We start from the raw sequence: 14,773 nt of genomic DNA, 5'->3' as shown, positions 1-14,773 counted from the left end.
TTATGAAAGCTTGCATTGCAAGTTCCGATAAATTATATTTATGAGAGCAGGAAAGGAATAAAATACCATGGAAATATCCTATCAAAGTACAAGGGGCGGCCAGACCGGTGTAACGGCTTCCCAGGCAATCTTAAAAGGGCTGGCAGATGACGGCGGCCTGTTTATGCCGTGTTTTATCCCAAAGCTTGACAAGTCCATGAAAGAGTTGTCGGCAATGACATACCAGGAAACAGCCTATGAAGTCATGAAGCTGTATCTTACGGATTATAGTTCTGAGGAGCTTAAGACCTGCATTGAACGGGCCTATGACAGCAAATTCGATACAGAGGAAATCGCTCCTCTGGCTAAGGCTGACGGGGCTTATTATCTGGAATTATACCATGGAAGCACCATTGCATTTAAGGATATGGCGCTTTCCATTCTTCCTCATCTGATGATCGTTGCGGCAAAAAAGAACCAGGTAAAAAATAAAATCGTGATTCTTACTGCCACCTCCGGAGACACGGGAAAAGCTGCAATGGCAGGTTTTGCCGATGTGGAGGGAACGGAAATCATCGTATTTTATCCAAAGGATGGCGTAAGCCGGGTCCAGGAGCTTCAGATGGTGACCCAGAAAGGTGAAAACACCCATGTGGCTGCCATTCATGGAAACTTTGACGATGCCCAGACAGGGGTCAAAAAGATATTCGGGGATAAAGAGTTTGCCCGCAGGCTTGATGAAAAGGGATTTCAGCTCTCCTCAGCCAACTCCATCAACATCGGAAGGCTGGTTCCCCAGGTGGTATATTATGTTTATGCCTATGCAAAGCTCCTTGCCTGTGAAGAGATTTCCGACGGAGAAGAAATTAATGTGACCGTACCTACGGGAAACTTTGGAAACATTCTGGCTGCCTACTTAGCAAAGCAGATGGGTGTTCCCATTAAGACCCTTATCTGTGCCTCCAATGAAAATAAGGTTCTTTATGATTTCTTCCAGACCGGAACCTATGACCGGAACCGGGATTTTATTCTCACCAGTTCTCCGTCCATGGATATCCTGATTTCCAGCAACTTGGAGCGTCTCATCTATTTAAGCGCAGGATGCGATGCTAAGGCCAATGCAGCCCTTATGAAGGAGCTGGGCGATAAAGGCAGCTATTCGGTAACTGCCGGCATGAAGGGCTTTATGGAAGATTTTAAGGGAGGCTTTGCAGGAGAAAAGGAAACCGGGGAAGCCATTAAGAAGGTTTTTGAAGATACCGGCTATCTGATCGATCCCCATACTGGTGTTGCAGCCTGCGTCTATGACAGGTACAAGGCGGAGACAAAGGATCAGACGAAGAATATCATTGCCTCCACGGCAAGTCCATATAAGTTTGCGGGAAGCGTTCTGAAAGCCATTGAAGGGGAACAGGAAGAGCCGGATGAATTCCGGATCATCGATCATTTGTCAAAGATATCCAGGGTTCCCGTACCCCAGGCAGTAGAAGAAATCCGCACCGCGCCTGTACGCCACGATACAGAATGCGATGGGGATAAGATGAAGGAAGCGGTTGAAAGCTTTTTAAGCTAATGGGTATTCCGGTTGGCATACCGGCACCATTTTCCGCTTAAGACACGGGTGGAGAAGAAAATGGCGCGCACCAGCCAGTCAATGGTCATGGCGATCCAGATTCCCATAAGGCCAAGGCCGAAATAGAGGCTTAATATGTAAGCCATGACAATCCGGCAGATCCACATGGAACAGATGGAAACTGTCATGGTAAAACGGACGTCATTGGCAGCCCTTAAGCCATTGGTCAGGCAAAAGGACAGAGGATGGATTATCATGCAGCAGATGCTGTGGTAAAGCATCAGCTTAAAGGCCAGGGCGCTTGTTTCACCGGACAGATGAAACAGTCCGCATATGGGTTTTAAAAACGGTATAATGGAAAGGTTTAATATCCACAGACAGATATATGCCGTTTTTAAAAGCCTTCCCATATATTTGCGGGCCTGTTTCAGTTCTCCGGCTCCTACGCACTGTCCCACCACCGTTACCAGGGCGATGCCTATGGCGCTGGCAGGGATGGTTTCCATGCCGCAGATGGTGCTTGCAACCGCATTTGCAGCAATGGCCATGGTACCGAAGCTGGCGGTCAGACTGGACAGCAAAAGCTTTCCAAGCTGGAAAATGCTGTTTTCCAGGCCGTTTGGAATGCCGATATAGAGGATCTGGCGAAGCATGTTCTTATCTGCGCGCAGACGGAATTCCACGGGGAAATGATTCTGCTTTCTAAGAAGAACCAGCATGACCCCAGCGGACAGGATCCTGGAAAACAGGGTGGAAAGCCCGGCGCCTGCAACGCCCATTTGAAACACGTAGATTAACAGAAAATTTCCTGCGATATTGCAGAGGTTGGCACCCAGGGAGACCTGCATGGATACCTTGGAGTTTCCGGCTGTCCTGAAAAGGGCGGCGCTGCTGTTATAAAATGCCAGGAACGGATAGGAGAGGGAGGATATGTAGAAATAAATTCTCCCGTTGTGCATGACCTCCTGGCCGATTTCTCCGTAGATAAGTCTTAGAAGCGGCCCGTTAAAGATCAGGGTCACTGCCATAATGGCCAGGGAAAGCCCGCCAACGGCAAGGAACAGCTGGCCTGAGGCTCTGGCAACATTTTTTTCATCCTTTCGGCCAATGTACTGGGCCGTCACAACAGAACCTCCTGCAGCCATTGCCCCGAACAATCCGATCAAAAGGACGTTTATGGTATCCACGATGGAGATACCCGATACGGCTTCCTCACCGCAGGAGGCTACCATAATGATATCAGCCATTCCCATAAAAACAGCCAGTATCTGTTCTATGACCAGGGGAAAGATCAACTGGCGCAGCTGTTTGCGGGAAAACATCTCAGGTTTTTCCTGGCGTTCCTGCTTTTCTGTAGTTTCAGAGCTTGGGCGGCGAAAAATGCCGTGTCTCATCTTTCGTTTCATAAAAAATCTCCTATTATGTATTTGGAACCTGTCCCCATTATAAAGCATAGTTATGATAAAAGCAAAATGTAAGTTTGTTATAAAAATGACAATCTGGAAAAATTATTCTTTCCAAATAGGATAAGATGGTATATAATATAAAGATGTACGAGAAAAAATTTAAATGGAGGTTCGTGATATGTTAGTTTCAGCAAAAGATATGCTTGAAAAGGCAAGAGACGGAAAGTACGCAGTTGGACAGTTCAACATCAACAACCTTGAGTGGACAAAAGCTGTTTTACAGACAGCCGAAGAGCTGAAATCCCCGGTTATTCTGGGTGTTTCCGAAGGCGCTGGCAAATACATGACAGGCTATAAAACCGTAACAGCTATGGTGAAAGCCATGATCGAAGAATTAAAAATCACTGTTCCCGTAGCACTTCATCTGGATCATGGTTCTTATGACGGATGCTATAAGTGCATTGAAGCGGGATTTTCATCCATTATGTTTGATGGTTCCCATTATCCCATCGCTGAGAATGTGGAAAAGACCACGGAGCTTGTAAAGGTCTGTGCAGAAAAAGGACTTTCCCTTGAAGCAGAGGTCGGCTCCATCGGCGGCGAAGAAGACGGCGTTGTGGGTATGGGCGAATGCGCAGATCCCGATGAGTGCAAGCAGGTTGCAGACTTAGGCGTAACCATGCTGGCAGCAGGAATCGGCAACATTCACGGAAAATATCCGGAAAACTGGGCAGGCTTAAGCTTTGAAACCCTGGCTGCCATCAAGGATAAAGTAGGTGACATGCCTTTAGTACTTCACGGTGGGACAGGCATCCCGGAAGACCAGATCAAGAAAGCCATCAGCCTTGGCGTTGCAAAGATCAATGTTAATACGGAGTGCCAGCTTACCTTTGCAGAGGCCACCCGCAAATACATTGAGGCAGGCAAGGATTTAGAAGGCAAGGGCTTTGATCCCCGTAAGCTTCTCGCTCCCGGTACAGAGGCCATCAAAGCAACCGTGAAAGAGAAAATGGAATTATTTGGCTCCGTTGGAAAAGCTTAAGTAAAATATTTTTCAAAAAAGTACTTGATTTTTTGGGAAAAATGGTTTAACTTAATTTAAGAACGATGGCGTTCTCCTTATACCGGGAGGACGCCTTTTCTGATTTATGTGCATATTCAGATCGTGAGGAGACTATAAAGGCAGTTTGACTTATCGAAATATGGGAGGATGGAAAATTTATGAGCGAAGTTGTAAACGTTGCTGAACTGTTTGGTAGGAATGTATTTAACGAAACCGTAATGAGAGAGCGCTTGCCAAAATCAGTTTTTAAAAAATTAAAGAAAACCATTGAGGATGGTGCAGTACTGGATCCATCGATTGCTGACGTGGTTTCCCATGCCATGAAAGACTGGGCCATTGAGAGAGGCGCAACTCACTACACCCACTGGTTTCAGCCTCTTACCGGCATTACCGCTGAAAAACATGATTCCTTCATCTCCGCCCCTACATCGGAAGGAAAGGTAATTATGGAGTTTTCCGGTAAGGAGTTGGTAAAGGGAGAGCCGGATGCTTCTTCTTTCCCGTCCGGAGGCTTAAGGGCGACCTTTGAAGCAAGAGGTTATACGGCCTGGGATTGTACTTCCCCGGCATTCTTAAGAGAAGATGCCATCGGCGTTACCCTCTGCATTCCCACCGCTTTCTGCTCTTATACAGGAGAAGCTCTTGATAAAAAAACACCTCTTTTAAGATCCATGGAAGCCGTCGACGAGCAGGCTTTAAGAATCTTAAGATTATTTGGAAATACCACCTCAAAAAGGGTTATTCCTTCTGTTGGCGCCGAGCAGGAATATTTTCTGGTTGATCATGAAAAGTATTTACAGAGAAAAGATTTAATCTATGCAGGACGCACCCTGTTCGGAGCAATGCCTCCAAAGGGACAGGAGCTGGATGACCACTACTTCGGTTCCATCCGTGAGAGGGTCGCGGCTTACATGAAGGAAGTGAATGAAGAGCTCTGGAAGCTGGGCGTACCGGCAAAAACCCAGCATAATGAAGTCGCTCCCGCCCAGCATGAACTGGCTCCCATCTATGAACAGGCAAACGTGGCCGTTGATCATAACCAATTGGTAATGGAAACCTTAAAAAAGGTGGCGGGCCGTCATGGATTAAACTGTCTGCTTCATGAAAAGCCCTTTGCCGGAGTCAATGGTTCCGGTAAGCACAACAACTGGTCCTTAACCACTGATGATGGAATCAACCTGTTGAATCCAGGAGAAACGCCTCATGAGAACATCCAGTTCCTTTTGGTACTGTCCTGTATCTTAAAGGCGGTTGACCGCCATGCAGATCTGCTCCGGGAGTCCGCGGCTGATGTTGGAAATGACCACAGGCTGGGTGCAAACGAAGCACCGCCGGCCATTATCTCCATATTCATCGGCGAACAGCTGGAGGATGTGGTAGATCAGCTTTGCAGCACCGGAGAGGCTACCCGTTCCAAGGCGGGCGGCACCTTAAAAACAGGAGTCAGAACCTTGCCGGATTTATCCAAGGATGCCACGGACAGAAACAGAACCTCCCCCTTTGCATTTACGGGCAATAAGTTCGAGTTCCGCATGGTCGGTTCCTCTGATTCCATTTCTTCTCCCAACGTGGTTTTAAATACCATTGCGGCTGAGGCGTTAAAGGAAGCGGCAGATGTCCTTGAGAAGGCGGCTGATTTTGAAACAGCAGTCCATGACATGATTAAAGAGCAGCTGGCAGCCCATAGAAGGATTATTTTTAATGGCAACGGATATTCCCAGGCATGGGTAGAGGAAGCAGAAAGAAGAGGGCTTCCAAACCTTAAGTCAATGGTTGAGGCGATTCCTGCTCTTACCACAGATGCATCGGTTAAGATGTTTGAGGAGTTTAAGGTATTCACAAGGGCTGAGCTGGAATCCCGGGTTGAGATCGAATATGAGGCTTACAGCAAAGCCATTAACATTGAGGCCAGAACCATGATCGATATGGCCGGAAAACAGATCATACCTTCTGCAGTAAAATATGCCTCCCTGCTGGCAGATTCCCTGGGAAAGGTAAAATCAGCCTGTCCGGCAGCCGATACCAGCGTTCAGGAAGAGCTTCTCATAGAGGTGAGTGCTTATCTGTCCGATATGAAAATAGCCCTGGCCGCCCTGACAGATGCCGACGAGAAATGCTCGGCAATGGAAGGGAACAAAGAACGGGCAAATGCTTTCCGGAACGAGGTAGTACCTGCCATGGCGGCTCTCCGTACCCCTGCCGATAAGCTGGAAATGATAGTAGATAAAGAATTTTGGCCAATGCCAAGCTACGGAGATTTAATCTTCGAAGTGTAATGAAGCAGATGTGAAAAAAGAAAGGTGCCGTCCTGTTTGCGGGACAGCACCTTATTCTTATAAATCCCAGTAAATGGGCTCCATGTTCTCAAAGGTACAGAACTGTTTAAATCCAAGGCCTTTTAACATTCCTTTTACTTCCGGAATGTAGGCTCCCAAATGTTCAAATTTATGGGTATCAGAACCAATGGTAAGGATGCGGCCTCCTAATTGAAGGTAACGTTTCAGAATCTCTCTGGATGGGGTTAAGTCCTTTAAACCATACCGGAAACAGGAGGTGTTGACCTCAATTCCTTTTCCATCGGCAATCACCTGGCGGAGTATTTTGTCCACCATATCCATAATACAGCTGTCCGGGTATTCCCCGTAAGTGTCGTACCTTTTGATCATATCCAGATGGCCAAGGACAGAATAATCTTTATACTTTCGTACAACCTCATAGATCGCCTCATAATAATCTTTTTGAAATTCTTCCTGACTTTTTCCCTCCTGAAACTGGTAATTCCAGAATTCCTTGTCGCCCACCTGATGATTGCTTAAAATGATAAAATCAAAGGGATATTTCTCATAATCCTTTTGAAAAAGGGGGATGGTGTGGGTCTGGACCCCGAATTCAATTCCTGCTTTTATGGACAATTTCCCTTTGTATTTTTCTTTCATTTTTTCTACTTCTTTAAAATAATTTTCATAATCACAATTTAAGTCTGTTTTTACCCCATAATCCACGTGCTCTGTAAATGCGATTTCATTAAGTCCCAAAAGAATTGCTCTTTGTACTATTTCTTCCATAGGGCACTGGGAATCATCGCTGAAATAAGAGTGTATATGATAATCTGACAGCATGCTCTGTTCCTCCAACCTCATTTTCGTATACGAATGAATTTTTCTTTTAACCTGCTTTGCCGGTTTAGAGTTTATATGATATAATGATAATACACCAAGACCCACTTATCTAACACAATTATTTTTATTTATTATAACAATCGTATTTAGAGAAAGTGAGGAAAGTTTGATGATGGATACCAATGTCATGCAGGATGCCTCTGAAATCGTCCGTTATGATCAGATGGGAATTCCCCTTTACATCCAGAGGGACAGGTTGTCAGATTATCCAGATAGGAAGGCCCTTTGCCACTGGCATGAGGACCTGGAATTTATCCGTATTTTAAGAGGTCAGATGTATTACCATATAAATGGAAAAAGGATTTTGCTGAAAAAGGATGACTGCCTCATGGTCAATGCCAGACAGATGCACTATGGCTATTCCTGCAATCGCCAGGACTGTGATTTTATCTGCATTCTGTTCCACCCTCAGTTGTTTACCGGTAATAAGCTGCTTTTCCAGAAATACATAGTGCCAATTATGGAAAATCAGGCCATGGAATATATTTATTTTGATGGTTTAAGCAGTGAGGGACGGGAAACGGCAGCCCTGCTCGATCAGGTTTATTTTTCAAAGGAGCATGCAGCCGTTGCCTATGAGATCGAGGTGGTAGGGATCATACTTGCGTTATGGAAACGGCTCTGTGAGCGCTGTAAAGCCATATCCCCGGAAACCGCGGTTCAGGGAGGTTCGGATCTATCGGTCCAGAAGGATATGGTATCCTTTATTCACCAGCATTATGGGGAAAAGCTGTCCTTGTCTGATATTGCGGCATCCGGCAGCATATGCCGGAGCAAATGCTGTATTATCTTTAAACGATTTCTGCAGCAGTCCCCCATTGATTTTTTAAATTCCTACAGGCTGGAAGTCAGCCGCGGCCTTTTAAAAGACACTGCCGACAGCATTACCCAGGTTGCACTTGCCTGCGGCTTTAATCATCTCAGCTACTACTCCAAGCTGTTTTTACGAAGCTATGGATGTACTCCAAGCCAATACAGGAATTTGCATTCACAGTAAAAAGAACACAAAAAGAAAAAAAGAAAGAAGAAAGAAGAAGGTAGATCACCATGGAGACAATGTCATATGTCACATCAATTTTAGAAAAGATCGTAAATATTCCAAGTCCCAGCGGCTATACCAGGGAAGTCATAAAAGCGATCCAGGAGGAGGCTGAAAAATTCGGCTATTCTTCCGTTTTAAACAAAAAGGGCGGCCTTATCATTAAGGTTCCCGGAGAAAAACAGGAGGTTTTAGGCTTATCCGCCCATGTGGACACCTTAGGAGCCATGGTCCGTTCCATCACTCCGGAGGGGATGCTCACCCTTGTGCCGGTAGGAGGTTTCATGATGGAGACCATTGAAGGCATGTACTGCAAAATACACACCAGAACCGGTAAAACCTACACCGGGACCATTCTTACAAAAGAGCCATCCGTCCACACCTATGACAATGCCAAAACTCTTGAGAGGAAGGCAAAAAATATGGAGATACGCCTGGATGAGTTGGTAGACAACGCCGATGATGTAAAGAAGCTTGAAATATCCCCTGGGGATTACATCAGCTTTGATCCCATGTTTGTCCATACGGAAAACGGATTTATCAAATCCCGCCATTTAGATGACAAGGCTTCTGTGGCAGTCCTTATGGGAGTATTAAAGGATTTATGGGAGTCCGGGCATAAGCCGGAAAGGACCCTTAAAATAGTGATCAGCAATTATGAAGAGGTGGGATATGGCGCAAGCTGGATTCCCGGGGATATAGAGGAATTTCTTGCCGTGGATATGGGGGCTTTGGGGGATGACTTAACCGGGGATGAAAAAAAGGTATCCATCTGTGCCCAGGATTCCACCGGGCCTTATGACTATGAAATGACAAACCGCCTCATAGCCGTTGCAAAGGAAAGAAACTTAGATTTTGCGGTTGATGTATTCCCTCACTATGGTTCTGATGTGGGAAGCGCCATCCGGGGCGGACATGACATCCGGGGCGCTTTGATCGGCCCGGGAGTCCATGCCTCCCATGGAACAGAACGGACCCATGAGAAAGGCTTAGAACAGACTTTAAAGCTGATTGAAGGGTATATTGGCCTTCCGTTTTCCGGCAGACCTTAAGAAATTTTTTCCTTTTCTCTTTTTACTTTCTCTTGCAAAAGAAAAATGCTTGTGCTAGTATATAGGCAAATTTGACATTGGGGAGGAGTATACCATGGATGAGAATTATGCTATAGCATTTCAGCTCATTATGAACGCAGGAAATTCAAAATCGCTTTCCATGATGGCGATGGAATCTGCCAGGGAATTTAACTTTGAGGAAGCGGAGAAGTACTTAAAAGAGGCGGAGGCGGAGATGCGATCCGCTCATCAGTCTCAGATCGACTTGATCCAGCAGGAGGCCCAGGGCAATCCTGTTGAGGTAAACATTATTCTGGTACATGCCCAGGATCATCTGACCATGGCTATGATGGCAAAGGATCAGGCGGCAGAGGTCTTAAACCTTTACCGGATGATCAAGGATTTAAAGGATGCCATTGAAAAGTAAATAAGCGTTTATCAAAAACAGCCTTCTTGCACACTGATACTATCTCAGGAGTAAGAAGGCTTATTACAATCCAGGAAAAGGAGAGAGATTATGGAAGGGATCAAAATCGTTACCATTGGGGGTGGCTCCTCTTATACGCCGGAACTGGTGGAAGGGTTTATCAAACGTTATGAAAAACTGCCTGTAAGAGAACTTTGGCTGGTGGACATTGAAGAGGGAAGGGAAAAGCTGGAGACCGTAGGTGCCCTTGCACAGCGCATGGTAAAAAAGGCAGGGCTTCCCATGAAGGTAATTTTGTCCTATGACAGGCGGGAGGCTTTAAAGTATGCAGATTATGTGACAACACAGATGAGAGTGGGGCTTTTAGAGGCAAGAATCAAGGATGAGCGGATTCCCTTAAGCCACGGCATGATCGGCCAGGAGACAAACGGAGCAGCCGGTATGTTCAAAGCATTCCGGACCATTCCGGTGATTCTGGATATTGTAAAGGACATGGAAGAGCTTTGCCCGGAGGCGTGGATGATCAACTTTACCAATCCTGCGGGAATGATCACTGAGGCTGTGTTAAGATATACGGATTTTAAGAAGGTGATCGGCCTTTGCAATGTGCCGGTCAATATGGTGAACGGCTTTGCCAGACTGTTAGATGTGGAGCCGGAGCGGGTGACTATGGAGCTGTCCGGTTTGAACCACCATATTTTTGCAACGGATGTATTTGTGGATGGGCAGTCAAGACTGGAAGAAATCCTGGAAATATATCAGAACATCAGCGCGGAGGATGCCATTTCCATGAAGAATTTTTCCACCCTGCCGTTTTCGCCGGAGTTTATCCGTGGACTTCACTGCATCCCCTGCCCCTATCACAACTATTATTTCTTTACCAGGGAGCAGCTGGAAGAAGAGCTTAAGGAATACAAGGAAGGCCGGGTCCGGGGGGAAGTGGTGAAAAAGGTGGAAGAGGAACTGTTTGAGCTGTACAGGGATGAGAATCTGAATGTAAAGCCAAAGCAGCTGGAGATGAGAGGCGGCGCCAGGTACAGCGATGCTGCCTGCAACTTAATCTGCTCCCTGCATAATAATACCGGTGATATCCAGTATGTAGACGTCCGCAACAACGGGACAATTACAAATCTCCCGGCAGACAGTGCGGTGGAAGCCGCCTGCATCATCACAAGCGGCGGTCCAAAGCCCATTGCTGTGGGCGAGTTAAAGCCTCAGATTAACGGGACCATACAAACCATCAAGACCTTTGAGCGCCTGGTCTGCGAAGCGGCGGTCACCGGAAACCGGGATCTGGCAGTGACGGCTCTTAACATGAATCCCCTTTGTGCAAGCGATCATGACGCCAATGTTGTCATTGAGGAATTACTGGAGGCCCATAAAAAATACCTCCCCCAATTTTTTAGAGACGAAAGGCAGGAATAAGAGAATTGCTGTGAAATTGACTGAAAAGGTCTGTTTCACAGCAATTTTTTTGGCGTTATAACGGAGAAAATGTATGGACAAAGGGGGAATTTTCGATTATTAAATAAAAAGTTTATTTTTATTTTAGAATTTGCTTGTGTTTTTGCATATGATATAGTATTATATGGGTAAGAAGAAGTGGTCTAGACCACAGAAAGGGGTGCGAGGATGTATCATATTTTATTAGTTTGCTCAGCAGGAATGTCGACAAGCATGCTTGTAAAAAAAATGCAAGATGCAGCATCAGAAAAAGGTGTGGAGGCCACCATTTGGGCGGTGGGAGATGCTGAATCCGTTGAGGAAGTGAAAAAAGCAGATATTATTTTATTGGGGCCTCAGGTTCGTTATCTGGAGAAGAAGATGAACGAGAGAGTGAAAAATGAGAAACCTGTGCTTGTCATCGATATGATGGCTTACGGCACAATGAACGGCGCCAAGGTACTGGATCAGGCGCTGGAAACATTAAACGGGTAGGTATGAAAAAGAAACTCCCCTTTCCAATGGTTTAGGGGATGATAAAAGAGGGAGAGAAAGTTATGGGTGCATTTAATTCATTCATGGAAGCAAAATTTATGCCAATCGCAGCTAAAATTGGTTCCCAGAAACATCTGGTTGCCATTCGTGATGCCTTTATTGCCATCATGCCAATTACCATGGTTGGTTCCATAGCAGTTTTGCTTAATGTATTTTTAAGAGACCTTCCAAATCAGGCAGGTATGACCGGTTTTGTTCAGGCTATGAACCCGATCATCAGCGTCAACGGTAACGTATATTTTGGTTCTATCGTAATTCTGGCTCTGGCATTTGTCTTTGCCTTGGGCTATAATCTTTCAAAAACCTACGATGTAAACGCCATTGCAGGCGGAGTCATCGCATTTGCAAGCTTAGTCACCTGTATGGGACAAAGCGCTACCTTCGACTATGAGCTTCCAGGTATTGCAGCGGCTGCTGTTGACCAGTTAAAAGGTCTTGGACTTGATGTGGCTGCCACACCAGGCGGCGGTGTTGCATTAAACGGAGTCAGCGGCTGGGGATACTTAGGTTCCGGATATACCGGTTCCGGCGGTCTGTTTACCGCATTGATTATGGGCTTTATCTGTACCATGATTTACATAAAGCTGATGCAGAAGAAAGTGACTATCAAACTTCCGGATTCCGTACCGCCGGCAGTAAGCAAAGCATTTGCAGCAATTATCCCAGGTGTGATCGCCATTTATGCTGCAGGTATTTTAACCCAGATCTGCGTATCCACAACAGGTTCTACCATCAATGAAATGGTTTTAAGATATATCCAGAGGCCGCTTCTCAGCTTGTCACAGGGCTTCTTCAGCGTAATCTTCATGGTATTCCTGATCCAGCTGTTATGGTTCTTTGGTCTCCATGGACACAACGTACTGGCACCTATTATGGATGGAATCTACTTAACGGCATTAAACCAGAACATTGAGGCATTTACCACCAACCAGAGCACTGCGAACCTTCCATACTTATGGACACGTGGTTCCTTTGATGCCTATTGCCAGATGGGCGGTTCCGGAATTACCTTAGGACTTATCATTGCAATCTTCCTGTTTTCCAAGAGGGATGACCAGAAAGCGATTGCCAAGCTGTCCTGGCCCATGGGTGTATTTAATATCAATGAGCCGATCATCTTCGGTATGCCTATTGTATTGAACCCGGTATATTTGATTCCATGGCTGATCGTTCCTCCGGTATGTGCGGCTATCGCATACGGCGCAACTGCCATAGGCCTGATCCCTCCGGTATTCGTAGCGGTACCTTGGGTAATGCCTGCAGGCATCTACGCCTTCCTTGCAACAGGCGGAAGCATAATGGCGGCGATTGTATCATTGTTTAATCTGTTTATATCTTTTGCCATCTGGACACCATTTGTAATTATGGCAAATAAGATGAAGAACGAATCGTAACTTAGATTAAGAAGGAGCTGCCAGACCAGTTCACAGGGGATGTCCTGACAGAACTGATTTGGCAGTTCTTAAGTTTAGCAGAGAAAGAAGGGGAGAAAGTTTCATGAAAAGCTGGACCATATTTTTAATCGCCATAGGCTGTCTGTTCATTACTGTATCACCCCAGCTTCCATCCCCTGCCATGTATATGACTGTTGGTCTGATATTTGTACTGTTGGGTGCAGTCATGCTGATAAAGAAAAGGAAATAAGGGGGTATAAGATATGGGACTTAAGTTTCCGGAAGGGTTTTACTTTGGAAGTGCAACCAGCGCCACCCAGTGTGAGGGAGGTGCAGAAGATGATGGAAGAGGAAAAAATATCTGGGATTTGTGGTATGAGGAAGAAAGCTATAAATTTCATGGAGCCGTTGGCCCGGGCATTACCTCTTCCTTTTACCGGAATTATAAAGAGGATATTCAGCTGATGAAGCAGACAGGCCATAACTCTTTTCGGACATCCATTAGCTGGTCCCGCCTGTTTCCGGAGGGATATGGTGAGGTGAACGAGAAAGCGGCTGATTTTTACCGTAGCCTGTTTCTTGAATTAAGAGAAAATGGGATCGAACCGTTTGTGAATCTGTATCATTTTGATATGCCGGTAAAGCTGCAGGAGCTGGGAGGCTGGGAAAACAGAAAGGTCGTGGATTATTATAAGGAATATGCCTGGACCTGCTTTAACTTATTTGGGGATCTGGTTAAACACTGGTTTACCTTTAATGAACCCATCGTCCATGTGGAATGCGGATATCTGCAATGCTATCACTATCCCTGCAAGGTGGATCCCAAAGCGGCGGTTTTAGTGGCTTATCATACGGCTCTTGCCAGCGCTTTAGCGGTGAAGGAATATCACAGCATGAAGCAGGGAGGAAAGATCGGGATTGTCTTAAACCTGACCCCGGCTTATCCCAGAAGTTCCCATCCAGAGGATCAGAAGGCGGCAAAGATTGCCGAGCTGTTCCAGAATAAGAGTTTTCTGGATCCTGCCGTAAAGGGGACTTATGATCCGGAACTGGTTGCGCTCATAGAAAAGCATGGATTGCTGCCGGATACTTCCAGGGAGGACCTGGAGGTTATCCGTCAAAATACGGTGGATTTTCTGGGAGTAAACTACTATCATCCGTTCCGTGTCTGCGCAAAGGCCAGTCTTCCCAATCCGGCAGCTCCGTTTACGCCGGAATATTATTTTGATATCTATGATATGCCTGGTAAACGGATGAATCCATACAGGGGCTGGGAAATCTATCCCAGAGGCTTATATGACATTGCTCTCAATATTCGTGATAACTATGGAAACATTGAATGGATGGTCACTGAAAATGGCATGGGCGTGGAAAATGAGGGACGTTTTAAGACAGACGGTATGATACAGGATGACTACCGCATTGAGTTCTATAAGGAGCATTTGACCTGGCTTCATAAGGGGATAGAAGAAGGCAGCAATTGCATTGGATATCATGTGTGGACCTTTGTGGACTGCTGGTCATGGCTCAATGCTTATAAGAACCGTTACGGGCTTGTGGAGCTGGATTTGGAGACCCAGAAACGAACCATAAAAAAGTCGGGTTATTGGTATCAGGAGCTGCTTAAAAACAACGGTTTTGAATCTGGCAAATAGGAGAGACA

The 14,773-nt window shown here is 45.9% G+C and carries 13 protein-coding genes; 11 read left to right on the top strand and 2 right to left on the bottom strand.

Going from position 1 to position 14,773, the window contains the following annotated elements; translation table 11 throughout:
- The first annotated feature begins 67 nt into the window (after positions 1 to 67).
- On the top strand, positions 68 to 1,552 hold the full coding sequence (thrC, locus tag ABFV83_RS14765) for a threonine synthase (protein ID WP_349944850.1): 1,485 nt from the start codon (positions 68 to 70) through the stop codon (positions 1,550 to 1,552).
- On the opposite strand, the gene ABFV83_RS14760 is transcribed toward thrC, so the two are convergent.
- On the bottom strand, positions 1,549 to 2,958 hold the full coding sequence (locus ABFV83_RS14760; RefSeq protein WP_349944849.1) for an MATE family efflux transporter: 1,410 nt from the start codon (positions 2,956 to 2,958) through the stop codon (positions 1,549 to 1,551). The genes thrC and ABFV83_RS14760 overlap by 4 nt on opposite strands.
- 178 nt (positions 2,959 to 3,136) lie before the next feature.
- On the opposite strand from ABFV83_RS14760, the gene fba reads away from it, so the two are divergent.
- Positions 3,137 to 4,000, top strand: coding sequence for a class II fructose-1,6-bisphosphate aldolase (gene fba / locus ABFV83_RS14755; protein WP_349944847.1), 864 nt, complete (start codon positions 3,137 to 3,139; stop codon positions 3,998 to 4,000).
- Between the two features lie 179 nt (positions 4,001 to 4,179).
- Positions 4,180 to 6,297: a glutamine synthetase III gene (locus ABFV83_RS14750; RefSeq protein ID WP_349944845.1), complete on the top strand. Its 2,118-nt coding sequence runs from the start codon at positions 4,180 to 4,182 to the stop codon at positions 6,295 to 6,297.
- Between the two features lie 57 nt (positions 6,298 to 6,354).
- On the opposite strand, the gene ABFV83_RS14745 is transcribed toward ABFV83_RS14750, so the two are convergent.
- Complete coding sequence (locus tag ABFV83_RS14745) at positions 6,355 to 7,140, bottom strand: histidinol-phosphatase HisJ family protein (RefSeq protein ID WP_349944844.1); 786 nt, start codon at positions 7,138 to 7,140, stop codon at positions 6,355 to 6,357.
- A gap of 169 nt (positions 7,141 to 7,309) precedes the next feature.
- Here ABFV83_RS14745 and ABFV83_RS14740 point away from each other — a divergent pair, with 169 nt between their 5' ends.
- The 8 genes from ABFV83_RS14740 (at position 7,310) to ABFV83_RS14705 (ending at position 14,765) form a co-directional block, all read left to right on the top strand.
- Entirely contained in the window at positions 7,310 to 8,197 is an 888-nt protein-coding gene (locus ABFV83_RS14740) for an AraC family transcriptional regulator (RefSeq protein ID WP_349944842.1), read from the top strand.
- 50 nt (positions 8,198 to 8,247) lie between these two features.
- A complete protein-coding gene (locus ABFV83_RS14735; RefSeq protein WP_349944841.1) occupies positions 8,248 to 9,291 on the top strand; it encodes a M42 family metallopeptidase in 1,044 nt (347 codons plus the stop codon).
- A 94-nt stretch (positions 9,292 to 9,385) separates the two neighbouring features.
- Positions 9,386 to 9,718, top strand: a complete 333-nt coding sequence (locus tag ABFV83_RS14730) for a PTS lactose/cellobiose transporter subunit IIA (protein WP_054740234.1) — start codon at positions 9,386 to 9,388, stop codon at positions 9,716 to 9,718.
- A 90-nt stretch (positions 9,719 to 9,808) separates the two neighbouring features.
- The gene (locus ABFV83_RS14725; RefSeq protein WP_349944840.1) at positions 9,809 to 11,143 is read left to right on the top strand and encodes a 6-phospho-beta-glucosidase; all 1,335 of its coding nucleotides are present in this window, start codon (positions 9,809 to 9,811) and stop codon (positions 11,141 to 11,143) included.
- 207 nt (positions 11,144 to 11,350) lie between these two features.
- The gene (locus tag ABFV83_RS14720) at positions 11,351 to 11,656 is read left to right on the top strand and encodes a PTS sugar transporter subunit IIB (RefSeq protein WP_349944839.1); all 306 of its coding nucleotides are present in this window, start codon (positions 11,351 to 11,353) and stop codon (positions 11,654 to 11,656) included.
- Between the two features lie 62 nt (positions 11,657 to 11,718).
- Positions 11,719 to 13,110: a PTS sugar transporter subunit IIC gene (locus ABFV83_RS14715; RefSeq protein WP_349944838.1), complete on the top strand. Its 1,392-nt coding sequence runs from the start codon at positions 11,719 to 11,721 to the stop codon at positions 13,108 to 13,110.
- A gap of 103 nt (positions 13,111 to 13,213) precedes the next feature.
- A complete protein-coding gene (locus tag ABFV83_RS14710) occupies positions 13,214 to 13,360 on the top strand; it encodes a multidrug transporter (RefSeq protein WP_115639883.1) in 147 nt (48 codons plus the stop codon).
- A 13-nt stretch (positions 13,361 to 13,373) separates the two neighbouring features.
- Positions 13,374 to 14,765: a glycoside hydrolase family 1 protein gene (locus ABFV83_RS14705; RefSeq protein ID WP_349944837.1), complete on the top strand. Its 1,392-nt coding sequence runs from the start codon at positions 13,374 to 13,376 to the stop codon at positions 14,763 to 14,765.
- The last annotated feature ends 8 nt before the right edge of the window (positions 14,766 to 14,773 follow it).

It is taken from the genome of Lacrimispora sp. BS-2 (assembly GCF_040207125.1).
Lineage (GTDB): Bacteria > Bacillota > Clostridia > Lachnospirales > Lachnospiraceae > Lacrimispora.
The sequence above is the reverse complement of the archived record's forward strand: the minus strand, read 5'-3'. Positions and strand labels throughout refer to the sequence as shown.

Bases quoted from the DNA above. Each gene is read 5' to 3' on its own strand.
- thrC (WP_349944850.1), top strand. From the start codon at position 68: ATGGAAATATCCTATCAAAGTACAAGGGGCGGCCAGACCGGTGTAACG.
- ABFV83_RS14760 (WP_349944849.1), bottom strand. From the start codon at position 2,958: ATGAAACGAAAGATGAGACACGGCATTTTTCGCCGCCCAAGCTCTGAA.
- fba (WP_349944847.1), top strand. From the start codon at position 3,137: ATGTTAGTTTCAGCAAAAGATATGCTTGAAAAGGCAAGAGACGGAAAG.
- ABFV83_RS14750 (WP_349944845.1), top strand. From the start codon at position 4,180: ATGAGCGAAGTTGTAAACGTTGCTGAACTGTTTGGTAGGAATGTATTT.
- ABFV83_RS14745 (WP_349944844.1), bottom strand. From the start codon at position 7,140: ATGCTGTCAGATTATCATATACACTCTTATTTCAGCGATGATTCCCAG.
- ABFV83_RS14740 (WP_349944842.1), top strand. From the start codon at position 7,310: ATGATGGATACCAATGTCATGCAGGATGCCTCTGAAATCGTCCGTTAT.
- ABFV83_RS14735 (WP_349944841.1), top strand. From the start codon at position 8,248: ATGGAGACAATGTCATATGTCACATCAATTTTAGAAAAGATCGTAAAT.
- ABFV83_RS14730 (WP_054740234.1), top strand. From the start codon at position 9,386: ATGGATGAGAATTATGCTATAGCATTTCAGCTCATTATGAACGCAGGA.
- ABFV83_RS14725 (WP_349944840.1), top strand. From the start codon at position 9,809: ATGGAAGGGATCAAAATCGTTACCATTGGGGGTGGCTCCTCTTATACG.
- ABFV83_RS14720 (WP_349944839.1), top strand. From the start codon at position 11,351: ATGTATCATATTTTATTAGTTTGCTCAGCAGGAATGTCGACAAGCATG.
- ABFV83_RS14715 (WP_349944838.1), top strand. From the start codon at position 11,719: ATGGGTGCATTTAATTCATTCATGGAAGCAAAATTTATGCCAATCGCA.
- ABFV83_RS14710 (WP_115639883.1), top strand. From the start codon at position 13,214: ATGAAAAGCTGGACCATATTTTTAATCGCCATAGGCTGTCTGTTCATT.
- ABFV83_RS14705 (WP_349944837.1), top strand. From the start codon at position 13,374: ATGGGACTTAAGTTTCCGGAAGGGTTTTACTTTGGAAGTGCAACCAGC.